This window comes from Variovorax sp. Soil_C_12, assembly GCF_057657375.1.
On record NZ_JBDGIO010000013.1, the window covers coordinates 1 to 20,506 of the forward strand.

Annotated in this window: 20 protein-coding genes; 6 read left to right on the forward strand and 14 right to left on the reverse strand. The window is 69.3% G+C overall.

Going from position 1 to position 20,506, the window contains the following annotated elements; genetic code table 11:
• Positions 1-9 precede the first annotated feature (9 nt).
• Positions 10-255, reverse strand: coding sequence for a hypothetical protein (locus AC3A6X_RS27250; protein WP_487845080.1), 246 nt, complete (start codon positions 253-255; stop codon positions 10-12).
• 227 nt (positions 256-482) lie between these two features.
• Positions 483-974 (reverse strand): cyclic pyranopterin monophosphate synthase MoaC, encoded by a 492-nt coding sequence (gene moaC / locus AC3A6X_RS27255; protein WP_487845081.1) that lies wholly within the window; start codon positions 972-974, stop codon positions 483-485.
• 56 nt (positions 975-1,030) lie between these two features.
• On the opposite strand from moaC, the gene AC3A6X_RS27260 reads away from it, so the two are divergent.
• Positions 1,031-2,587 carry a M48 family metalloprotease gene (locus tag AC3A6X_RS27260; RefSeq protein WP_487845082.1) on the forward strand — a complete coding sequence of 519 codons (1,557 nt, stop codon included), beginning with the start codon at positions 1,031-1,033 and terminating at the stop codon, positions 2,585-2,587.
• Between the two features lie 9 nt (positions 2,588-2,596).
• On the opposite strand, the gene AC3A6X_RS27265 is transcribed toward AC3A6X_RS27260, so the two are convergent.
• From AC3A6X_RS27265 to AC3A6X_RS27275, 3 genes are read right to left on the reverse strand one after another with little or no spacing between them, the layout of a single operon-like run.
• Positions 2,597-2,950 (reverse strand): phage holin family protein, encoded by a 354-nt coding sequence (locus AC3A6X_RS27265; protein WP_487845083.1) that lies wholly within the window; start codon positions 2,948-2,950, stop codon positions 2,597-2,599.
• Between the two features lie 22 nt (positions 2,951-2,972).
• Positions 2,973-3,437 (reverse strand): hypothetical protein, encoded by a 465-nt coding sequence (locus AC3A6X_RS27270; protein WP_487845084.1) that lies wholly within the window; start codon positions 3,435-3,437, stop codon positions 2,973-2,975.
• Positions 3,438-3,488: 51 nt separating this feature from the next.
• Positions 3,489-4,226 (reverse strand): TerC family protein, encoded by a 738-nt coding sequence (locus AC3A6X_RS27275; RefSeq protein WP_487845085.1) that lies wholly within the window; start codon positions 4,224-4,226, stop codon positions 3,489-3,491.
• A 415-nt stretch (positions 4,227-4,641) separates the two neighbouring features.
• Here AC3A6X_RS27275 and AC3A6X_RS27280 point away from each other — a divergent pair, with 415 nt between their 5' ends.
• Positions 4,642-5,115, forward strand: coding sequence for a DUF3717 domain-containing protein (locus tag AC3A6X_RS27280; protein WP_487845086.1), 474 nt, complete (start codon positions 4,642-4,644; stop codon positions 5,113-5,115).
• 15 nt (positions 5,116-5,130) lie between these two features.
• On the forward strand, positions 5,131-5,439 hold the full coding sequence (locus tag AC3A6X_RS27285) for a putative signal transducing protein (protein WP_487845087.1): 309 nt from the start codon (positions 5,131-5,133) through the stop codon (positions 5,437-5,439).
• A 7-nt stretch (positions 5,440-5,446) separates the two neighbouring features.
• Here the strand turns inward: AC3A6X_RS27285 and AC3A6X_RS27290 are convergent, their stop codons facing one another.
• The 6 genes from AC3A6X_RS27290 to AC3A6X_RS27315 all read right to left on the reverse strand — a co-directional run bounded on the left by AC3A6X_RS27290 (position 5,447) and on the right by AC3A6X_RS27315 (position 12,999).
• Positions 5,447-6,007 carry a YaeQ family protein gene (locus AC3A6X_RS27290; protein WP_106556140.1) on the reverse strand — a complete coding sequence of 187 codons (561 nt, stop codon included), beginning with the start codon at positions 6,005-6,007 and terminating at the stop codon, positions 5,447-5,449.
• 31 nt (positions 6,008-6,038) lie between these two features.
• Entirely contained in the window at positions 6,039-8,132 is a 2,094-nt protein-coding gene (locus tag AC3A6X_RS27295) for a TonB-dependent receptor family protein (protein ID WP_487845088.1), read from the reverse strand.
• 36 nt (positions 8,133-8,168) lie between these two features.
• Entirely contained in the window at positions 8,169-9,251 is a 1,083-nt protein-coding gene (locus AC3A6X_RS27300; RefSeq protein WP_487845089.1) for a PepSY-associated TM helix domain-containing protein, read from the reverse strand.
• A 99-nt stretch (positions 9,252-9,350) separates the two neighbouring features.
• Positions 9,351-10,739, reverse strand: coding sequence for an adenylosuccinate lyase (gene purB, locus AC3A6X_RS27305; RefSeq protein ID WP_487845090.1), 1,389 nt, complete (start codon positions 10,737-10,739; stop codon positions 9,351-9,353).
• 36 nt (positions 10,740-10,775) lie between these two features.
• A complete protein-coding gene (locus AC3A6X_RS27310) occupies positions 10,776-11,834 on the reverse strand; it encodes a M48 family metallopeptidase (RefSeq protein WP_487845091.1) in 1,059 nt (352 codons plus the stop codon).
• Between the two features lie 19 nt (positions 11,835-11,853).
• Entirely contained in the window at positions 11,854-12,999 is a 1,146-nt protein-coding gene (locus AC3A6X_RS27315; protein ID WP_487845092.1) for a YjgN family protein, read from the reverse strand.
• A gap of 119 nt (positions 13,000-13,118) precedes the next feature.
• Here AC3A6X_RS27315 and AC3A6X_RS27320 point away from each other — a divergent pair, with 119 nt between their 5' ends.
• Positions 13,119-13,730: a glutathione S-transferase N-terminal domain-containing protein gene (locus AC3A6X_RS27320; RefSeq protein WP_309959689.1), complete on the forward strand. Its 612-nt coding sequence runs from the start codon at positions 13,119-13,121 to the stop codon at positions 13,728-13,730.
• Positions 13,731-14,031: 301 nt separating this feature from the next.
• On the opposite strand, the gene AC3A6X_RS27325 is transcribed toward AC3A6X_RS27320, so the two are convergent.
• On the reverse strand, positions 14,032-14,643 hold the full coding sequence (locus tag AC3A6X_RS27325; protein ID WP_309959691.1) for a glutathione peroxidase: 612 nt from the start codon (positions 14,641-14,643) through the stop codon (positions 14,032-14,034).
• Positions 14,644-14,772: 129 nt separating this feature from the next.
• On the opposite strand from AC3A6X_RS27325, the gene AC3A6X_RS27330 reads away from it, so the two are divergent.
• Together AC3A6X_RS27330 and AC3A6X_RS27335 are read left to right on the forward strand one after the other, a co-directional pair.
• The gene (locus AC3A6X_RS27330) at positions 14,773-15,630 is read left to right on the forward strand and encodes a ferritin family protein (protein WP_309959692.1); all 858 of its coding nucleotides are present in this window, start codon (positions 14,773-14,775) and stop codon (positions 15,628-15,630) included.
• Positions 15,631-15,685: 55 nt separating this feature from the next.
• Positions 15,686-16,630 (forward strand): RNA polymerase sigma-70 factor, encoded by a 945-nt coding sequence (locus AC3A6X_RS27335; protein ID WP_487845093.1) that lies wholly within the window; start codon positions 15,686-15,688, stop codon positions 16,628-16,630.
• 7 nt (positions 16,631-16,637) lie between these two features.
• Here the strand turns inward: AC3A6X_RS27335 and AC3A6X_RS27340 are convergent, their stop codons facing one another.
• Positions 16,638-17,693: a septal ring lytic transglycosylase RlpA family protein gene (locus AC3A6X_RS27340; RefSeq protein WP_487845094.1), complete on the reverse strand. Its 1,056-nt coding sequence runs from the start codon at positions 17,691-17,693 to the stop codon at positions 16,638-16,640.
• Positions 17,686-20,487, reverse strand: coding sequence for a bifunctional [glutamate--ammonia ligase]-adenylyl-L-tyrosine phosphorylase/[glutamate--ammonia-ligase] adenylyltransferase (gene glnE / locus AC3A6X_RS27345; protein WP_487845095.1), 2,802 nt, complete (start codon positions 20,485-20,487; stop codon positions 17,686-17,688). The genes AC3A6X_RS27340 and glnE overlap by 8 nt, the downstream gene beginning before the upstream one ends.
• Positions 20,488-20,506: the final 19 nt, after the last annotated feature.

The window sequence follows — 20,506 nt, forward strand, 5'->3', positions numbered from 1 at the left end:
CTCAGCGCGTCAGAGCGCCGCCGGGGTGGGGGAATTTAAGCTGGCCAAAGGTGGAGGAGTTTGGGTGGCCGCCGGGGCCAAGCTGAACGCGGCCAGCTTGAAGCGCTTGAGCGCCTTGATGCGAATGACCTCATCGAGGTGCCCTCGCTTCGTGGGGGAAATCTCATCGGCATACCGTTGCAGCACGTCGCTGAGTAGCGCCTTGTCTACGCCGCTGCGTGACCTGTAGGCGCCGCTGTCCATGGTCGCTTCCATGTGCCGCGCCCACTTCTGCGCTTCGGCGCGTGTCGGGAAGCTCCTTACTTCAACTGGGTAGCCCTCTCGTCGCACGCGTGCCTGCCACGTGCCAAACCGTTCTCGAATCGATGCCATCTCGCGCCTTACTGGGACAGGCGTGGGACAAGAACGAGTTTTCTGAGGCTTTAGAGCCTTCCGGGACCGCGAGCCGGTGGGCGCTCCGTCGCTCTGCGGCTAGCGCTCACTCACGTTACAGGAGGCGCCGCCACATAGCTCCCCGACTTGCCGCCATGCTTCTCGCGCACATGCACGCCGGTGATCGTCATCCCCCGATCCACCGCCTTGCACATGTCGTAGATGGTCAGCAGCGCCACCTGCACGGCGGTCAGGGCTTCCATCTCCACCCCGGTGGGCCCCACCGTCTCGACGGTGGCGGTACACACCACCTGCGGCACGCCGCCCTCGCCCGGGCCGAAATCCACCGCCACGCGCGTCAGCGCCAGCGGATGGCACAGCGGGATCAGGTCGCTGGTCTTCTTGGCCGCCTGGATGCCCGCGATGCGCGCGATGCCCAGCACGTCGCCCTTCTTCGCCGTGCCCGATTCGATCAGGGCGAGGGTCGCCGCTTGCATTTCGATACGGCCCGTTGCCACCGCCACGCGGTGCGTGGCCGGCTTGGCGGCCACGTCCACCATGTGGGCCTGGCCTTGGGCGTCGAAATGGGTAAGAGAACTCATGCTTGAACGTTCCACGGAGTGAAGCATCATACGAGGCCCAGCCATCGACCCATGCCATGCTGCGCCGGACCTCTTCTCCCCCTCCGACCCGCAAGCCGAAGCCTCTGCTGCGGACGCTCTGCGCCTCCCTCCTGATCGCCTGCCAGCTCGCGATGCCGCCGCTGGCGCGCGCCCAGCTGCCGGGCATGGGCGACGGCGGCGAGATGACGGCCAGCGCCGAGCGCCGGCTCGGCGACCAGATCGCGCGCGAGCTGTACCGCGATCCCGACTACATCGACGATCCGGTGCTGGCCGAGTACGTGCAGGACATCTGGCAGCGCCTGCTGGCGGCGGCGCGCCTGCGCGGCGATCTCACGCCCGAGCTCGACGAGCGCTTCGCCTGGACCGTGCTGCTGGGGCGCGACCGCAGCATCAACGCCTTCGCGCTGCCGGGCGGCTATCTGGGCCTGCACCTCGGGCTGATCTCGGTCACCGGCAGCCGCGACGAGCTCGCCACGGTGCTCGGCCACGAGCTCTCGCACGTCACGCAGCGCCACATCTCGCGCATCATGGCCAAGCAGAGCCGGCAGATGCCGCTGCTGCTGGCCGGCATGATCCTGGGCATGATCGCCGCCGGCAAAAGCCGCAACGGGGATGCCGGCCAGGCCGTGCTGATGGGCAGCCAGGCGGCCTTCATGCAGAACCAGCTCAGCTTCTCGCGCGACATGGAACGCGAGGCCGACCGCATCGGCTTCGGCGTCATGACGCAGGCGGGCTACGCGCCGCAGGGCGCGGCCGCGATGTTCGAGAAGCTGCAGTACGCGTCGCGCCTCAACGACAACGGCTCCTACCCTTACCTGCGCAGCCATCCGCTCAACAGCGAGCGGGTGGCCGACATGCAGGGCCGCTACCAGTTCAGGCCGGGCAGCGGCGTCACCATGCCGCTGGCAATGGACCACGCGATGATCGCCGCCCGCGCCCGCGTGCTGGTGCGCCCGGGCGTTGACGTGCTGCGGCTGTGGATCGACGCGGCCGGCAGCGGCGAGTTCGCGCGCAGCACGCCGGCGCAGCAGGCCGGCACGCTCTACGCGGCGGCCCTGGCGACCAACGAGCTGCGCGACTACAAGTCCGCCCGCGCGCTGGCGCAGCGGCTGGTGGCGCGGACGTCGGAAGATGCGCCGGCCGCGCGGCTGGCGCGACTGCTCTCGGCCGAGATCGAGCTCGCCGCTGACGACGCGTCGAAGGCGGCCACGCTGCTCGACCTGCAAGCCAAGAACCGGCCCGAGATGCTGCTGGCCGCGCAGGCTGCCGCCGCCACCCGCACTCCGAAGCCGATGGTGGCGCCGTTGCGCGACTGGGTGGCATCGCATCCGCGCGATGCGACGGCCTGGCGCATGCTGGGCCGCCTCTACGGCGCGCAGAACGACACGCTGCGCGCCATCCGCGCCGATGCCGAGGCCAACGTGGCTGTGCTCGACTATCCGGGTGCGCGCGATCGCTTCAAGGCGGCGCAGGAGTTCATGCACAAGGGCGGAGCGCCCATCGACCACTACGAGGCGTCGATCGTCGACACCCGCGCGCGGGCGATCGAGGTGCTGGTCAAGGAGCAGGCGGCGGAGCCGCCGCTCAAATAAGTACCGGGCTCAGCGGCCTTTGAACAGGCCGCCCAGCGCGGCCTCGATGATCAGGCCCAGCAGGGAATAGATCAGCGAGCCGATCAGCGCCGCCACGAATCCATTGACGTGGAAGCCGTGCAGCAGCCCCGAAGCGGCCCAGAACAGCAGGGCGTTGATCACGAACAGGAAGAGGCCCAGCGTGACGATGGTGACCGGCAGCGTGAGCACCACCAGCACCGGCCGCACCACCATGTTGAGCAGGCCGATCACGGCGGCGGCGATCAGTGCCGAGGTGAAGCTCGACACCTGCACTCCGGTGTAGATGTAGGTCACCGCCAGCAGCGCGAGCGCGCTGAGCAGCCACTTGATGACGAGGCGCATGCGTCCGGTTGCGGCGCGCGCCTCAGTCGGTCAGCTCGTTCGCCAGCACCAGCAGTGCGCCCATCCCGAGCACCGCGCCGGGCAGGGCCCAGCCGGACTGGCCGGGCGACTGCACGTCCGGCGCCACCGGCTCGAGGTCCACGCCGATCTTCGGGCGGCGGGCGTCGATCACGCGGGCGGTGCCGTGCTCCATCTTCAGGCGCTGCGTCAGCTCGGCCAGCGGGCCCTTGGCCAGGACGGAAGTCACCTGGCTGTCCTCCAGCTGCAGCAGCGGCAGGAGCTGCTCCTGTGTCTTCGCCAGCCACTTGTTGCGCCAGTTCTCACGCGCGCTGTGGCTCACCCATTTGCTGATGCGATGCGTCATGCGCGGGGCGCAGGCCACCAGCACCCAATGGCGGGCACCCGTGCCGACTGCTTCCGGCGTGAGCCGCGAGAGCAGCTCGCGCGCATAAGGCGCGTCGTCGACATACAGAATGATCTTTTCCATCGGGTGCTCCTTGTTGCCTTCGTTAGAGTGACAGAGACTTTGGCGACGAGATCAGGCGGTGGCGGTGTCCTGCGGCTTGGGCCGGCGCATGGCCACCCACTTGCCGATTGCCAGCACCAGCAGCGCGCCGCCGATACCGGCAATGTAGCGCACCGTGTCGGTCTGCGGCAGCTTCGGCACCCAGGTCCAGGCGGCGGGGTTGACCACCGAGGGATCGGTCACGGCCATGGTGCCCGCGATCCAGCCCAGCAGCATGCCGCCCGCCGTGATGATGATGGGGAAGCGGTCCATCAGCTTGATGACCAGCTGGCTGCCCCAGACGATGATCGGAATGCTCACGAGCAGGCCGAAGATCACCAGCGGCATCTGATGGCCCTGGCCCGCGCCCTGGGCGGCGCCGGCGATGGCGATCACGTTGTCCACGCTCATCACCAGGTCGGCCACGATCACGGTCTTGACGGCAGACCACAGCTTGTCGCTGGCGGCGATGTTGCCGTGCGCATCGTCATGCTCGGGTGCGAGCAGCTTGACGCCGATCCACACCAGCAGCAGCGCGCCGGCCAGTTTCAGGAAGGGGATGGCCAGCAGGGTGAGCGCGAAGAAGATGAGGATCACGCGCAGCAGGATGGCGCCGGCCGTGCCCCAGAGAATGCCCTTGGTGCGTTGCGCGGGCGGCAGCTTGCGGCAGGCCAGCGCGATGACGACGGCGTTGTCGCCGCCCAAAAGAATGTCGATCATGATGATTTGACCGACGGCGACCCAGAATTCGGGGGTCAGGAACTGTTCCATAGAGTCCTCTGTTCGTGATGCTTCATCCCATGCGAGTCGGATCAAGCGGCTGAATGAGGACCCCAGGGGTCCCGGACATGCAAACGCTTCGATCGAACCCGCGCGAGCTCTAATCGAAGGTCTTGCTCGGCAGCGTGAACTGCCCGACAGGCCGGAAGTGTTGTCTTCGTATTGACGACCTGTCGAAGTCCGCCCTCGTGGAGGACGGGTGGGAGCTACTCCCCTTCGTGGGCGCGATTAGAGCATCGAGGCACCCGGGCTGGCAACCTGATTTTTCTCGGGTCTTAAAGAAAAAGCGCCGCTGTGTTGCGCCGCGAGGGCATTGCATGCTATCGATTTAAGAGCAAGGCATAACCTTCACCCGCCGCCGGATTTTGCCGGCACTATGATGCCCAGCCGCATTTTTCAGACCCTCATGGCCGCCATTCACATCACAGACATCGAGGCCGCCATCAACTACTGGCGCGACAGAAAGCCCTCGCCCGACGGCATCACCCTCGCGCCCGAGCTGCGCGCGCTGGCCGAGGTCTACGCGCTGATGGTGTTCCACCACGAAGACGAGGCCGACGAGGTCGGCTTTCCGCCCAAGGCCTGGGACGCCTGGCTGGCCTGGTACCAGAGCACCCCCGACACCCCCTGCATCGCCATCTGCTCCACCAGCCAGGGCGACGACGAGTGCAAGGGCTGCGGCCGCAGTTTCGACGAGGTGCAGCACTGGCCCTCGATGACGCCGGCCCAGAAGCGCGCCACATGGCGCCGCATCACCATGCTGGACAAGGCCTGGCGCTTCAACCGCTATGCCGAACGCGCGCGCGAGGCCGAGCCCGTCTGGCCGGACGACGAGCCCGTGCCGGCCGAACCGGCCGAATCGGCCGAGCTGCCGCGCTGAACAGGCACATGCGCCATGCGCCGCCTCGCGCAAGCCCCCAACCTGGCGATCGCCACCCTCTGGGCCGATGCCTTGCGGGAGGAAGGCGTCGCGGTCTCCGTGCAGCGCGAATACCTGGGCGCGGCCGCCGGACAGCTGCCGCCCGACCAGTGCCTGCCCGAGATCTGGGTCGAGGACGAGGCGCAGTTCGAGCGCGCCGGGCAGTTGCTCGATGCCCTGCAGCACCGGCCCCAGCGGCGCTGGCAGTGCCGTTGCGGCGAGCTGGTCGAGGGTGGCTTCGAGCAGTGCTGGCGCTGCGGCGCGATGATGCCCCGCGACGCCTGACCCCGCCCTACTTCCAGCGCAGCGGCTCGATGTCTACGCTGTGCGTGCCGTCGCCCAGCATCAGCGTGCCTTCCTGGATGGTGGCCTGCAGCTGCATCGAGCGCTGCGCGAGCGCGGCCAGTGCCTGCGAGGCGGCGGTCGGCACGCGATAGACGGCCAGGTTCTGCGGCCGCGTGAGCTTGTTCTCGATGCCGCGCCACCAGACCTCGGCCGCATGGTGGAAGGCGTAGACGATGGTCTCGTCGGCCTTGCCGCAGGCCTTGATGATCGGCTTGTCCTCCGGCTGGCCGACCTCGATCCACAGCCGCACCGCGCCCGTGAAGTCGCGCAGCCACACGTCGGGCTCGTCCGGGTTCGACAGCCCGGCGCCGAAGGCCAGCGTGCCGTCGCCCTGGCAGACGTCCTGCAGCTTGTAGGCGTTGAGCGCCAGCGCCACCAGCCGGATCATCATCCGCTCGTCGGTCTCGCTCGGGTGGCGCGCCAGCGTGAGCGCATGGTCGGCGTAGTAGCCGTGGTCGATGTCCGCCACCGCGAGGGTGGCCTTGAAGATGGTGGATTTGAGGGCCATGGGGTCGCGAGTGTAGGCTGCGCGGCGCGGCTCAGAACATCATGCGGCCCTGCACGTACACCGTGCGCGGCGCGCCCACCAGCTTGCCGGCGTTGGTGTCGGTGGTGCGCGTGAAGTAGCGCTTGTCCGCCAGGTTGTTGACGCCCACCGCCAATTCCACGCCCCGCTTGCCGGGCATCTTCCAGCGCGCCTGCACGTTCCAGACCCGGAAGCCCGGGATCACGCCCACCGTGCCGGCCGCGTTCTCCGCCGCTGTGTTGGCCTCGTCCGCGAACTGGCTCGATTGGTGCGTGCTGGAGAGATTGAAGCTCCAGTCGCCGACCGCGTAGCGCGCGCCGACGGTGTCGGTGTGGCGCGAGTAGAAGGGCACGTCGTTGCCGGCGAAGCTGCCCGAGCGCAGCTTGGCGCGCGTGCTGGTCAGCGTCGCGTAGGTGCTGAAGCCTGCCAGCGGTCCCGACCGGTCGAAGGCGTAGTCGACGCTGGCCTCCAAGCCTTCGTGGCGCGTCTCGCCGAGGTTCAGGAAATAGTTGGAGCTGCCGACGAACAGCAGCTGGTTGTCGAAGCGCATGTTGAACAGGGTGGCCTCGGCCGACAGGTTGCCGCTTTTCCAGCGCGCCCCGGCCTCGACCGTCTTCGCCACTTCCGGCATCAGCGGATTGCCCAGCGGGTTCAAGTTGAGCTGCAGGTGCTGGATGCTGCCGAAGGAGGTGTTGTAGTTGGCGAACAGCGTCAGCTCGCGGCTCAGCAGATAGGTCACGTTGACCGAGGGCAGCGACTTGCTGTTCTTCACGCTCTCGCCGTAGCCGGTGAGCGTGTTTTCGCGGCCGGTCTCGATGCGCTCGAAGCGCACGCCGGGCGTCACGCGCCAGCGGCCGATCGCGACCTGGTCGTCGATGTAGAGGGCGTGCGCGTCGGTGCTGTTCTCCGAGCGGCGCGCGATGGTCGGCCGCGCGGTGCGCAGGTTGATGTTCACGTTGGTCTCGTCCGCGCGCTCGCGGATGTAGCGGTAGCCCACGCTGACGTCCTGCGTCACGCTGCCGGTGGCGAAGCGCTGCGTGTAGCGCGGCTCGATGCCCAGCACGCCGTAGTTGCGCGGCTGGTTGCTCACCGAGGTGGCGCTGGCGTCGAAGTTGTTGGCCAGGAGGCTCTGGCGGAAGCTGTCGTTGTAGAAGGCGCGCAGCTCGAACTCCTGCGTGTCCGAGATCGTGTTGAGGTAGCCCAGGTCGATGCCGGTGCGGCGCCCGCTCCAGAGATCGCGCGTGCGCTGCGACTGGAAGGGGTCGGCCGCGTACTGGGCGCGATTCAGGCCGCCGGGCACCTCGGTGCGGGCCTCGTAGTAGGAGAACTTGCCGTACAGCTCGGAGGTGGGGCTCAGCTCATGGCGGAACTTGAGCGCCACGTCGTCGATTCTTTCCTTGCTGTGCTCGCGCCAGCCGCTGCCGTCGGAGCCGGAATAGAGCAGCGCGAGCCCCAATTCCTTGGTGACCTGGCCGCCGATGAAGGTGCTGTACTGGGTGCTGTGCCCGCCCTCGCCGAAGCTGTTGTAGCGCAGCGAGACATCGCCCGCGAGCGGCTCGTTCGGGATCGAGCCCGTGCGGAAGTTGATGATGCCGCCCACGTTCTGCGGCCCGTAGCGCACCGCACCGCCGCCGCGCACCACGTCGATCGATTCGATGTTGGCCAGGCTCACCGGCGCGAAGGACAGCTGCGGCTGGCCGTAGGGCGCCACCGCCAGCGGGATGCCGTCGAGCAGCACGGTCGAGCGCGGCGAGTAGCGGCCTTCGAGCCCGCGCACGCCGATGTTGAGCGAGATCGCGCTGCCGCCGCTGGACGAGTTGTCGGTCACCTGCACGCCGGGAATGGTGCGCATCACGTCGCCGATGCTCGCGGCGCCGGTGTCGGAGATGGCCGGGCGCTGGACCAGCGTGCGTGCGCCGGCAAAGCCCTGCACGCTGTTCTGCAGGCCCGAGCCCAGCCAGTCGCCGCTGACCTGGATGGTGCCGAGCGTCGGTGCCTCGGCGTCCGTCACGCTCGATTGGGCTGCGGCGCTCATGGCGAGCATCAGGCCGCAAGCGGCGGCGACGATGGTGCGCGAGGGCAAGGGATGGGTGTGCATGGTGCTCATGGAGATCGATGAAAAAGAAAAAAAAGGGGGGCAGGCTCAGCGACGCCGCCGGCGCCACCAGAGCCAGAGCCCGCTGACGCCCAGGCCGCCCAGGACCAGCCCGGTCAGTGCCGTGAGCACCGAGTGCGCGGACCCGCCGAGCGCGCCGGTGTGCAAGGGGTAGATCACGGCCACGGCGCGCGCACCGGGGTCCAGTGCGTTCCAGCGGCGCGTGCCCAGCACCTCGCCGCTGACCGGATGCAGCCAGACCGAGCTCAGCCCGTTGGGATGCGGGTCGTCGTCCAGCCTGAAGCGCACCTGCACCGGACGCGCCGGCTGCGGCGGCAGGTGGATGTAGCCGATCGGTTGGCGCGGGAAGACGGCCCGGGCCCGCTCGACCAGCGCGTCGAGCGTGGCCGGCGGGCCTTCGACGGGGCCCTTCGGCACGGCGGGCGGCGCTGTCGGCGGCGACCCGGCCAGCGCGCTGACGAAGCCGCGCAGCGGCGGCCAGGCCATGTACGCGCCGCTCAGCACCGACACCAGCACCAGCAGCCCCAGAAGTGCCCCGCCGGTGCGATGCAGGTCGAACAACCCGCGTACCAGGCCCCGGCGCAGCTCGACCCGCCAGGAGGGCGGCCAGCGCGTCGGCCACCACAGCACCAGGCCGGACAGCAGCAGCAGTGCATAAGCGAGCGCCGCGCCCGCGAGCAGGGCCTTGCCCGTGTCCTCGAGCAGCAGCGAGCTGTGGATTTCGAACAGCAGATTGAAGGCACCCTCGTGCTCGCCGCGCCGGCCCTGCTCCAGCCCGGTGGCCGGATCCAGGTACACCGTGCCGTTCCAACTGCCGCGCACGCGCACCCAGAGCGTGTCGCCGGGCACGCGCGGCGGGCGCAGCGTGAGGCCGGTGCGCGGGCCGAACTCGCGCAGCAGACGCTGGCGCACAGGTTCCAGCGGCGCCGCGGGCGCGCTGCCGGCCGATACCGAAACAAAAAGCCGGGGATGGGCCCAGTGGTCCAGCGGCTGCGCCACGACCAGCGCGGCGCCGAGCAGGGCCGTCAGCGCAAGAAGCCAGCCAAGGCCGAGGGCGGTCCAGCGATGAGCCTGGAGCCAGAGGCGTCGCAATACAGGGCGCAGCAGCATGGGATGAGGCGGATCTGTCTCATGGGTTGCTGGCTTGCACCGACGCGAAGGCGGCGCTGGCTGACAGGGTTGAGAAAGGGTGCTTGCGTGCTGGGAGCGCTAGGAGGCCTGCGCCCGCCGCGCCAGCTCGGCCGCCTTGCCGGTGTAGCTGCCCGGCGTCATGGCCAGCAGCCGTTCCTTCTCGGCGTCGGGGATTTCGAGCGAGCGGATCAGCTTGTGCAACGCCTCGGCGGTCACCGTCTTGCCGCGCGTGACCTCCTTGAGCTGCTCATACGCGCCCTGCACGCCGAAGCGCCGCATCACGGTCTGGATTGGCTCGGCCAGCACTTCCCAGGAAGCCTCGAGGTCCTCGGCCAGCGCCTCCTCGTTGAGCTCCAGCTTGCCCAGCCCGGTCGCCAGGCTCGCATAGGCCAGCACCGCATAGCCGAAGGCCACGCCGATGTTGCGCAGCACGGTGCTGTCGGTCAGGTCACGCTGCCAGCGGCTGATCGGCAGCTTCTCGCTCAGGTGGCGCAGCAGCGCGTTGGCCAGCCCCAGGTTGCCCTCGGCGTTCTCGAAGTCGATGGGGTTGACCTTGTGCGGCATGGTCGAGGAGCCGATCTCGCCCTTCTTGAGCCGCTGCTTGAAATAGCCCAGGCCCACGTAGCCCCAGACGTCGCGCGCGAAGTCGACCAGGATGGTGTTGATCCGCGCCACCGCATCGAAGAGCTCGGCCATGTAGTCGTGCGGCTCGATCTGGATGCTGTAGGGCTGGAAGGCGAGGCCCAGGCCCAGCGGCGCGGGCGTCTCGACCACCTTGCGGCTGAAGGCCTCCCAGTCGAACTCGGGCCAGGCCGCCATGTGGGCGTTGTAGTTGCCCACCGCGCCGTTCATCTTGCCCAGCAGCGCCACGCCGGCGATGCGCTCGCGCGCCTTGGCCAGGCGCACCGCCACGTTCGCGATTTCCTTGCCGACGGTGGTCGGGCTGGCGGTCTGGCCGTGCGTCCGCGACAGCATCGGCACCTCGGCGAAGCGGCCTGCCATCTCGCGCAGGGTGGCGATCAGGCCGTCGATCGCGGGCAGTACGACCTTCTCGCGCGCCGCCTGGATCTGCAGCGCGTGGCTGGTGTTGTTGATGTCCTCGCTGGTGCAGGCGAAATGCACGAACTCCGAGGCCGCGAGCAGCTCGGGCCGCGCCTCGAACTTGGACTTGATCCAGTACTCCACCGCCTTCACGTCGTGGTTGGTGGTTTTCTCGATCTGCTTGATCGCGACCGCGTCGGCCTCGGAAAAGTTGGTGACCAGGCCCAGCAGGTACTTGCGCGCGCCGCCGGTGAGCGGCTTGAACTCGGGGAAGCCGCAGTCCGACAGTGCGATGAACCACGCGACCTCGACCTGGACCCGCCGGTGCATGTAGCCCTGTTCGCTCATCAGCGGCCGCAAGGCCGAGAGCTTGGCCGCGTAGCGGCCGTCAAGGGGGGAGAGGGCGGAGACGGTGGAGAAACTCATGCCTGAATTTTAGGTGCCGCCCCGGGGCCTTCAATTTCAGTTGGCCGCCGCGTCGCGGAAGAAGGCGATGCGCTCGGCCGTGGCCGGGTGCGAGGAGAAGGCCAGACCGATGGCGTCGTCGTCCACCCCGGCGCGCTTCTGGCCGGCGCGCCAGCGCTCGATGGCCTCGAAGAAGCCGACCATCACGCGCGGCGAGATGCCGGCGGCGCGCATCAGCCGCACCGATTCGGCGTCGGCCTCGCGCTCGGCATCGCGCGAGTAGCCGAGCGAGGCCAGGAGCACCGGCGCACTGCCGATCAGCGTGCCGAAGTCGCCAAAGGCCACGGACACCGCAAAGCCGATCGCCGAGGCCTGCACCAGCTGACGCATCGCATGGCGCAGCCGCACGTGGCCGAACTCGTGGCCCAGCACGCCGAGGACCGCGTCGGGGTCGCCAGGCAGCAGCTCCACCAGTTCGTCGGTCAGGATGATGGTGCCGCCCGGTAGCGCCAGCGCGTTGGGGCCCAAGCGCTTGTCGCGGGCGCGACGGAACTCCAGCTTCCAGGCCGGCGCGCCTTCCGGATGGGCCGCCTGCACCATCCGCGCGAAGGCGCGGCGCAGGCGCTCCTGCTCCTGCGGAGGCAGCGCACTGGGCGCCAGCAGCGACTGGTCGATGGATTCGAGCACCTCGGCGCCAATCATCGCGTCGACGCTGGTGGGGACCGCCGCGGTCACGCCGCGCGCGACCCAGGGCAGGCCCCACTGGTACAGGGCCGCGGTGGCAGCCAACAGCAGCACGAGGGCCAGCGCCACGCCGCGCCAGTTCTGCTGGGCGCGCACCACCCAGCTCTCGCCGCGGCCGAGCTGGGCCACCCAGGCGTCCCAGGCCGCGACATCGAGGGCCTGCACGCTGGCGCCCTGCGGCAGCTGCAGCAGGCGGCCGCCGTGGCGCGTGCGCTCGGGCCAGCGCAGCGGCGTCAAGGGCACGCTGAACGCGGCGAAAGCTTCGCCGGGCGCCGGCGCGATGGTCAGCACGTCGCCCTGGGCGTGCAGGCGCGCGGCCTGGGGCCGGCTGCTGCGGCCGTCGAAGAAGCGGACCTCCAGGGCTGAGCTCATTCCGCCGGCCGTGCGGCGCTCACAAGCCGATGTCCAGCCCGAACAGGTCGGCCGCCATGTCGCCGGTGGCGCCCGGGTCCTCCCGTCCCGCCGCCTGGCTGAGCTGGTCGAGCCCGATGCGCGTCCGCAGCTCGACTGCCTCGAGTTGGGCGCGCCGCGTGTTCACCACCGCGAAGGGCCAGTAGAGGCCGAGCGTGAGGAAGATCAGCAGGTAGTTCCTGCACTGCAGCCCCATGTAGCTGCTGAACTTCAGGCGGCTGTCGAAGCGCAGCACCTCGTTGCCGGTGGTCGACCACAGCAGGTTCTGCAGCCGGACCTGCAGGTAGGACTTGGGAAGGATGTTGATGAGCAGGATCGCGCCGAAGCCCATGAGCGCCGCCACGACCACAAAGCCGGCGCCGGTGCCGGTCTTGCGCCCTGCGAAGGCGAAGAGGCCGCCCGCCAGCAGCATGACCACCAAGGCCGCGAAGCTGATCCCGATCAGCTTGATGAAGATGCCGTAGAGCACGCCCAGGTCGGCCTTGAGCCGGGTCTGCAGCGGGCCGATGGCGTAGTTGTCGTGCTGGTAGCGCCGCACGCGCCAGAGGAAATAGGGCAGCCCCGCCATGAAGGCCAGCATGCCCAGGCCGACCACGCCGGTGGCCAGCGCCGGCAGGACGGGTGGCTTGCCGTCCACCGGCGCGCCGGCCATCGCCCCCGCCAGGGCCACCGGCAGCAGGGCCAGCCCCAGGGGCGGCAGCATGCAGGCGTAGGCACCCGCGGTGTCGCCCGCGAAATGAAAGCGCAGGCCCCGCCAGCTGGTGTTGGCCAGCCGAAAGCGCATCGCCGAGCGGAACAGGGCCGGCCACAGCGCCACGAAGGCCAGCGCCGCCAGCAGTGCCGCCCAGCCCGAGAAGTTGCTGCCCACCGAGTAGGCAATCAGGAAGCCGGCGGCGATCAGCGTGCCGCGCAGCATCTTGGCCGGCTCGCCGTGGAAGTCCAGCGCGTCGCCGCCGACCCAGGTGTTGCTGTAGAAGTACTTGAGCTTGCGCACCTTGGCCCAGGGCAGGTAGATGCCGAGGGTGAGGACGATGAGCAGCAGGTTCACGATCCAGATGCGGAAGTACTCGCTGCCGCTGGCCGTGAACTCGATCGGATGGCGCTCGGGCGCGGTGTCTGCTGGCACTTCTGTGACCATGTTCTCCTACCTTCTCCCTCGTTGGCTTGGAAGCCGGATTCTGCACTGCGCGCCTTCCCCTAGAATCAAAACGCTACAACGACGACCCCGAGGGGGAGAGAGCCCGCATGAAACTGATCGGATCCGCAGCCAGCCCTTATGTGCGCAAAGTGCGCGTGGTCATGGCCGAGAAGCGGCTCGACTACCAGTTCGTGATCGAGGACGTCTGGTCCGACGACACGACCATCGCGAGTTCCAACCCGCTGGGCAAGGTGCCCTGCCTGATCATGGACGGCAGCGAGGCCATGTTCGACTCGCGCGTGATCGTCGAGTACCTGGACACCCTGTCCCCGGTCGGCAAGCTGATCCCGCAGCCCGGCCGCGAGCGCGCCGAGGTCAAGACCTGGGAGGCCCTCGCCGACGGCGTGATGGACGCCGGCGTGCTCTGGCGCCTCGAGGCCACCTGGGCCCGCCGCGCCGACGGCGAGCGCAGCCAGGCCTGGATCGACCGCCAGCGCGCCAAGGTCGAGGCCGGCATCCGCGCCATGGCCAAGGGCCTGGGCGACAAGCCCTTCTGCAGCGGCATCCACCTGAGCCTGTCGGACATCTCGGTCGGCTGCGCGCTCGGGTGGATCGGCTTCCGCTTCCCCGATATCGACTGGCGCGGCGAGCACCCGAACCTCGGCAAGCTCTACGACAAGCTCATGCTGCGCCCGAGCTTCGCCGACACGGCCCCCTGAGCATCAAGCACGGCCCCAAAACAAAAGCCCCGCATTGCGGGGCTTTTGTTTTGGGGAGAGATAAAGATGTTGCGAGGCGCCCCGAAACGAAGGAGGGAGGGAGGGAGGAGGAGAAGAATCGCCTCGGGATTTCGACCGGACGTCAGGCGCCCGGAAGGCCTCGCAACATGAAAAACGCTCGGGCTTTTTTTCACACCCGAACCGATAAGAGCCCGGCCCGTGCGGGCCGGTTCCCCGGCCAGTGGTAAGCGTTTGTGAACGAGCCCCTGCACCCTCCGCCGCGTCGGCCAAATCCGCAGCCTCACTGCGGCCCGAGCTGCTTCTCGAGGTCGCGCACGAAGGCCCGGTCGTCCGGCGAGGTCATGCTCGAATACGACTCCACCACCTTGCCCTCGCGGCTGATCAGATATTTGTAGAAATTCCACTTGGGCGTCGTGCCCGAGGCCTGCGCCAGCTCCTTGAACAGGGCGTTGGCCTCCGCGCCGCGCACAGACGATTTGGCGAACATCGGAAACTTCACGCCGAAGGTGCTTTCGCAGAACTCCGCAATCTCCTTGTTGGTGCCGGTCTCCTGCGAGAAGTCGTTGGAGGGGAAGCCCAGCACCACCAGCCCGCGCGAGCGGTACTTGCTGTCCAGCGCCTCCAGGCCCTTGTACTGGGGCGTGAAGCCGCAGAAGCTCGCGGTGTTGACCACCAGCACCACCTTCCCCGTGTACTGGCACAGGGCCTGGGGTTTCTCGTCTTGCAGGCGGGGGAAGGTGTGTTGCAGGATGGGCGGGCAGCCGGCAGGGGCCGCCGTGGCGGCGGGCCTTGCGGCGTCCTGGGCGCCCGCGGCCGCAGGCAGCAGGCAGACGGCCGCCGCGAAGGCCGCAAAAAAGGGAGCAACAAAAGGCCGTTGGAGGGGGCGTCGCATGGCGGTTTCCAAGAGTGAAAAAGGGGCTCGGCCGGGGCGGTGGCGCGGGCGTCTATACCGCATCATCGCGCGCTTGTCACGAGGGCGCCAAACCCCGCGTCTAAAATCGCCGGGTTCAGAAAGTCATTGATGCTCTACCCGGAACTTTTCAGACAGCTCGAATCCGTCCGCTGGGACATGGACAAGGACATTCCCTGGCAGTCCTTCGATGCGAGCCGCCTGTCGGAAGAACAGGCCCAGACCATCAAGATGAACGCCATCACCGAGTGGGCCGCCCTGCCCGCCACCGAGATGTTCCTGCGCGACAACCGCCACGACAGCGATTTCTCCGCCTTCATGTCGATCTGGTTCTTCGAGGAGCAGAAGCATTCGCTGGTGCTGATGGAATACCTCAAGCGCTTCAGCCCCCAGCACGCCCCCACCGAGCAGGAACTGCACGAGGTGCGCTTCGACTTCGACCCGGCGCCGCCGCTCGAGACCCTGATGCTGCATTTCTGCGGCGAGATCCGCCTCAACCACTGGTACCGCCGGGCCGCCGAGTGGCACACCGAGCCGGTCATCAAGCACATCTACACCACCCTGAGCCAGGACGAGGCCCGCCACGGCGGGGCCTACCTGCGCTACATGAAGCGCGCGCTCGAGAAGTTCGGCGACGAGGCGCGCGCCGCCTTCACCAAGGTCGGCGTGCTGATGGCCAGCGCCCGGCGCACCGCCCAGGCGCTGCATCCGACCAATCTGCACGTCAACAAGGCGCTGTTCCCGAACGACACCATCCAGAGCCGCGTGCCCGACCCGGACTGGCTGGAGCACTGGCTGGACAAGCAGATCAAGTTCGACGCCGTCTGGGAAAACAAGGTCGGCGAGCGCATCCTGCACAACCTGAGCCTGCTGATGAACCGCAGCTTCAAGACCGTGCAGGAACTCAACCGCTACCGCAAGGAAATCGCGGCCACGCTCGGCCCCAGGGCCGAATACCAGGGCGCCTGAGCACCGGCCGCCGCGTGCGGCCGCCACAGGAGGCGCGCCCGCCCGTCTCGTCGACATGGACGCCTCCACCCGCACCTTCAACCTCCACCGCAAGCGCCTGCTGGGCATTGCCTACCGCATGCTCGGCTCGCCGGCCGATGCCGAGGATGTGGTGCAGGACGCGTGGCTGCGCTGGAACGAGGCCACCGTCGACGCCCTAGACAACCCGGAGGCGTGGCTGGTCACGGTGGTCACCCGCCTGTCCATCGACCGCCTGCGCGCCGCCAAGCTGCAGCGCGACCACTACGAAGGCCCCTGGCTGCCCGAGCCGCTCGTGAGCGAGGCACCGGCCTCGCCCGAGCAGATGCTGGAGCGCGCCGACAACATCTCCGTCGCCTTCCTGGCCGTGCTGGAGCGCCTCGCGCCCGAGGCGCGCGCGGCCTTTCTGCTGCGCGAGGTCTTCGACGCCGACTACGCGGACCTGGCCCGCACCCTGGGCAAAAGCGAGGCCGCCTGCCGCCAGCTGGTACACCGGGCCAAGACCCAGATCCAGGACGAGCGCCCGCGCTTCGCGGTGGACCGCGATGCCCACCTGCGCCTGCTGCAAGGCTTTGCGCAGGCCGCCGGCAGCGGTGACATGCAGCGGCTGAAGGAACTGCTGGCGGAAGACGTCGAACTGGTCGGCGACAGCGGCGGCAAGGTGCCCGCCTTCCGCAAGATGCTGCGCGGCGCCCAGCGCATCGCGCAGTACTTTTACGCGGTCCCGCGGCTGCTCGGCGAGGGCCTGCGGCTGGAGTTGGCCGAGGTCAACGGCGAACCGGGGCTGCTGCGCTTCTTCAACGGCGCCCTGGAGTCGGTGCAGACCATCGAGACCGACGGCGAGCGCATCCTGCGCATCCATACGCAGCGCAATCCGGAGAAGCTGGAGCGCATTGCCGCGCGCTTCTCGGCGCGGGCCATCACGCGGGCCGAACTCGAGGCGCTGCGGACGGCCGCACCACCCGAAGAAGACCCGGCCTGACGGCGTTTCAGCGCCGCTCGACGATCATCGGCGCCAGCTGCAGCCCGTTGCGCACCTGCTCGGCCGTGTCGCGCGCCTGGTCGCGCGAGGCGTAGGGCCCGGCCTGCAGCCGGTAGGTGCCGCGCTCCGCGAACACGTTGAGCGCGCCGGCCAGCGCCGGCATGCCGCGGGCCACCTGCTGCTGGAAGCGCTCGACCCCGTCGCGCTGGCTGAAGGCGCCCAGTTGGACCCAGAAGCCCGACGTGGCCGTGGACAGCGACATCGGCGCGGCTTCGTCGGTGGCGGCCGGCGCCGGTGCCGCCTCGGGCGCCAGCGGCGGCAAGGCGCCAAGCTCCCGCACCTCTGTGCGCGGCATGGCCACGACGGGCGAAGTCAGCGCCGCGGGCACGGTGACGATGCCGGCGTCTGACGCCGGTGCGGCGGCGACGGGGGCCGCAGCCATCGCAACCGGCGAAGTGGCCGGCGCCGCCTGCGCCAGCGCGGTGTCGCCGCGCCGCCAGGTGCCTGCGCGGATGTCCGCATTCGTGATGCGCTCGATCTCCACCGGCGCCACGCCGCGCAGCAGGTCGAGCTTGTAGGCCGCGGTGTAGCTCAGGTCGATGACGCGGTCCTCGTGGAAGGGCCCGCGGTCGTTCACCCGCACGATCACCTCGCGCCCGTTGGCCGGATTGCGCACGCGCACGTAGCTGGGCAGCGGCAGGGTCTTGTGCGCGGCCGTCATCGCGTACATGTCGTAGGGCTCGCCGCTGGCGGTGGATTGCGCGTGGAACTTGCGGCCGTACCAGGAGGCCAGCCCGGTCTCGCGCCACGGCCGGTCGTCGGTGATCGGCACGTAGGAGCGGCCCAGCACCACATAGGGCTTGCTGGTGCCGCCGCTGCCACGGATGGCCTCGACGCGCGGTTCGGCATCGGCCACCTGGCCCAGGCCGGAGGGCGGGTTCGCGTCGGCGCCGTCGCGCCCGATGCCGGAGCCGCTGCGCGGTCCGCTGGCGCAGCCGGCCAGCAGCGCCAGCACCGCACCGGCGACCAGCGCGAGAGCGCGCGTGCGGGCCGGGCTAGCCAAACACCGCCTTCCACAGGGCCAGCATGGCCTCGCGCTCGGCCGCGAGCGCGCTCATCGGCACCTGCGTCGGCTCCTCGTTGAGCCGGGCCCGGTGCTGCACGCGGCGCAGCTCGCGGTAGGCCGACGCGGCGTTGCGGCCGATGCCCTCGGGCAGCAGGCCCGCCTCCTCGGCGCGGATCAGCAGGGCGATATTGCCCACGTTCGGGATCAGCTCGCGATGCGTCTTCGCTTCCGACAGCACCAGGAACTGCACCGCGAACTCGGCATCCACCATGCCGCCCGGGCTGTGCTTGACGTCGAAGCGATCGGCCTTGACCGGCCGCGCGGCGCGCACCTTCTCGCGCATCGCGACGATCTCGGCCTTGAGCGCGCTTCGGTCGCGCGGCGCCGTGATCACCGCCTCGCGAATGCGGTCGAAGCGATCGCACAGCGAGCAGTCGGCGCTGTCGTCGGGGCCCGTCGCCATGTCCACGAAGCGCGCCCGCGTCATGGCCTGGTGCTCCCAGGTCCATGCGGTGTTGCTGCCGCGGCCCAGCTGGTATTTCTCGTAGGCGTCGAAGCTGGTGGTGAGCAGGCCCGAGTTGCCGTTGGGCCGCAGCGCGGTGTCGATCTCGAACAGGTCGCCCTCGCGGGTCTTGACCGTGAGCCAGTTGATCAGCTTGCGCACATAGGCCGCATAGACCTCGCCGGCGCGCTCGTCGTCGTCGTCGTAGACGAACACGATGTCCAGGTCGCTGCCGTAGCCGAGCTCCTTGCCGCCCAGTTTTCCGTAGCCGATGATCGCGAAGCGCGGCGCCTCGCGGTGCGGGTTGCGCACCTGCGGCCAGCACCAGCGCGCGGTCAGGCGCAGCACCGTGTCGGCCAGGGCGCTCAGGTCGTCCGCCACCTGCTCGACCGTGATGTGACCCTCGACGTCGCGCGCCAGCGTGCGGAACAGCTCCGCGTGGTGCGCGTGGCGCAGCAGGTTCAGCAGGCGTTCCTCGTCGGCCTCGCCGGTCTGGCGCAGCGCCAGGTGGCGCGCTTCCAGCTCGCGCTCGAACTCGGCGGCCGAGAAGCGCCCGGCCAGCATCTCGGGGCTGGCCAGCTCGTCGATCACGCCCGGGTGCTGCATCAGGTAGCGCGCCGGCCAGCGTGCCGAGCCCAGCAGGCGCAGCAACCGCTCCTGCACCGCCGGCCGCTCGACCAGCAGGGCGATGTAGTTCTCGCGCCGCATCAGCGGCTCGATCCAGTCGGCCCAGCGCAGCGCACCGTCGATGTGGTGGGCGATCTGACCCGCGCCTTCGCCGTCGGGCTCGCGCAGCCACTGGCCGGTGCGCTGGATCAGCTGGCGCAGTCGGGCACGGGTCTCGTCGCGCAGAGCCTGCACGCGCGGGCTGTCGGACCAGGCCTGGATGCGCTCGGCAAAGGGGGCAGGCAACGCCTCGATCAGGTCGCTCAGGTCGGCCGGCGCTGCACCGGCCGACTTGCCGTTGCAGCGCGTGCAGGGCTGCTTCTTGCCGCCCAGCAGCTTGTCGAATTCCTGGGCCACGAACTCCCGATGCGCGTCCAGCTGTGCCAGGAAGGGGCAGCACCCCTCGTAGCCCAGCGTGTGCGCGATCCAGCGCAGGTCCTCGTCCTGCACCGGCAGCACATGGGTCTGCTGGTCGTCCAGGTACTGGATGCGGTGCTCGACGCGGCGCAGGAATTCGTAGGCTGCGGCCAGCGCATCGGCCGTTTCCTGCGGCATCAGGTTGGCGCGCGCCAGGCGCTGCAGGGCGTCGAGCGTGGGCCGGGTGCGCAGCTCGGGGAACTGGCCGCCGCGCACCACCTGCAGCAGCTGCACGATGAATTCGATCTCGCGGATGCCGCCGCGCGAGAGCTTGACGTCGTTGGCGCGCTCGGGCCGTCCGGCGCTGCGGCGCGCCGCCTGCTCGCGGATCTGCCGGTGCAGGGTGCGCAGCGAGTCGAATACGCTGTAGTCCAGGTAGCGGCGAAAGACGAAGGGCAGCACCGCGCCGCGCAGCGCGTGGGCCGAGCCGTCGGCGATCGCGCTTTGCGGCGCCACCACCCGGCTCTTGAGCCATGCAAAGCGCTCCCACTCGCGGCCCTGCACCTGGAAATACTCCTCCAGCGCGTCCAGCGAGACCACGCTGGGCCCCGAGTTGCCGTTGGGCCGCAGCGCGAGGTCGACGCGGAACACGAAGCCGTGCTCGGTGGTGTCGCCCACCATCGCGTAGATGCGCTTGACGGCGCGCGAGAAGAATTCCTGGTTGGCCAGCCGCGCGCGCCCCTGCGCATCGCCCGCGGTCTCCCCGTCGTGGTCGTAGAGGTAGATCAGGTCGATGTCGCTCGACACATTGAGCTCGCGCGCGCCGAGCTTGCCCATGCCCACCACCCAGAGCTGCGCGCGCTGTCCCGCGGGGCCGGTCGGCGCGCCGTGCTGGGTCTCGAGCTCGGCCGAGGCTTCGCGGCAGGCGACGTCGAGGGCGAACTCGGCCAGCTCGGTGACGGCAGTGGTGACCACCGCCAGCGGTGCCTGCTGTTCGCAGTCCAGCGTGATCAGCCGCTCCATCACCAGCTGGCGCACGATGCGCAGCGCATCGGCCACGCTGTCGCCGCGCTCGCGCAGTGCGGCGTAGGCCTGCGCCATGTCAGGGCGCCGCGGTTCGCCGGCCGGCAGCAGCGCCAGCTCGCCGGCATAGCGGCGCCGCAAGCGTTGCACGAAACGCGAGGAGGCCGCGAGCGGCGGCACGTGCGGCGCATCCGCTGCGCCGGACTGGGTATCGGTGGAACCCGTTGGGAGGCTCGCAGTCATAATTCCCGTCACAGCGCGA

What these genes read in the sequence shown, in the direction of transcription:
- AC3A6X_RS27280 (WP_487845086.1), top strand. Translation starts at nt 4,642, where the DNA reads ATGGCCGCCATTCACATCACAGACATCGAGGCCGCCATCAACTACTGG.
- AC3A6X_RS27330 (WP_309959692.1), top strand. Translation starts at nt 14,773, where the DNA reads ATGCTCTACCCGGAACTTTTCAGACAGCTCGAATCCGTCCGCTGGGAC.
- AC3A6X_RS27260 (WP_487845082.1), top strand. Translation starts at nt 1,031, where the DNA reads ATGCTGCGCCGGACCTCTTCTCCCCCTCCGACCCGCAAGCCGAAGCCT.
- AC3A6X_RS27275 (WP_487845085.1), bottom strand. Translation starts at nt 4,226, where the DNA reads ATGGAACAGTTCCTGACCCCCGAATTCTGGGTCGCCGTCGGTCAAATC.
- AC3A6X_RS27250 (WP_487845080.1), bottom strand. Translation starts at nt 255, where the DNA reads ATGGAAGCGACCATGGACAGCGGCGCCTACAGGTCACGCAGCGGCGTA.
- AC3A6X_RS27325 (WP_309959691.1), bottom strand. Translation starts at nt 14,643, where the DNA reads ATGCGACGCCCCCTCCAACGGCCTTTTGTTGCTCCCTTTTTTGCGGCC.
- AC3A6X_RS27300 (WP_487845089.1), bottom strand. Translation starts at nt 9,251, where the DNA reads ATGCTGCTGCGCCCTGTATTGCGACGCCTCTGGCTCCAGGCTCATCGC.
- moaC (WP_487845081.1), bottom strand. Translation starts at nt 974, where the DNA reads ATGAGTTCTCTTACCCATTTCGACGCCCAAGGCCAGGCCCACATGGTG.
- glnE (WP_487845095.1), bottom strand. Translation starts at nt 20,487, where the DNA reads ATGACTGCGAGCCTCCCAACGGGTTCCACCGATACCCAGTCCGGCGCA.
- AC3A6X_RS27320 (WP_309959689.1), top strand. Translation starts at nt 13,119, where the DNA reads ATGAAACTGATCGGATCCGCAGCCAGCCCTTATGTGCGCAAAGTGCGC.
- AC3A6X_RS27335 (WP_487845093.1), top strand. Translation starts at nt 15,686, where the DNA reads ATGGACGCCTCCACCCGCACCTTCAACCTCCACCGCAAGCGCCTGCTG.
- AC3A6X_RS27290 (WP_106556140.1), bottom strand. Translation starts at nt 6,007, where the DNA reads ATGGCCCTCAAATCCACCATCTTCAAGGCCACCCTCGCGGTGGCGGAC.
- AC3A6X_RS27285 (WP_487845087.1), top strand. Translation starts at nt 5,131, where the DNA reads ATGCGCCGCCTCGCGCAAGCCCCCAACCTGGCGATCGCCACCCTCTGG.
- AC3A6X_RS27295 (WP_487845088.1), bottom strand. Translation starts at nt 8,132, where the DNA reads ATGAGCACCATGCACACCCATCCCTTGCCCTCGCGCACCATCGTCGCC.
- purB (WP_487845090.1), bottom strand. Translation starts at nt 10,739, where the DNA reads ATGAGTTTCTCCACCGTCTCCGCCCTCTCCCCCCTTGACGGCCGCTAC.
- AC3A6X_RS27265 (WP_487845083.1), bottom strand. Translation starts at nt 2,950, where the DNA reads ATGCGCCTCGTCATCAAGTGGCTGCTCAGCGCGCTCGCGCTGCTGGCG.
- AC3A6X_RS27310 (WP_487845091.1), bottom strand. Translation starts at nt 11,834, where the DNA reads ATGAGCTCAGCCCTGGAGGTCCGCTTCTTCGACGGCCGCAGCAGCCGG.
- AC3A6X_RS27270 (WP_487845084.1), bottom strand. Translation starts at nt 3,437, where the DNA reads ATGGAAAAGATCATTCTGTATGTCGACGACGCGCCTTATGCGCGCGAG.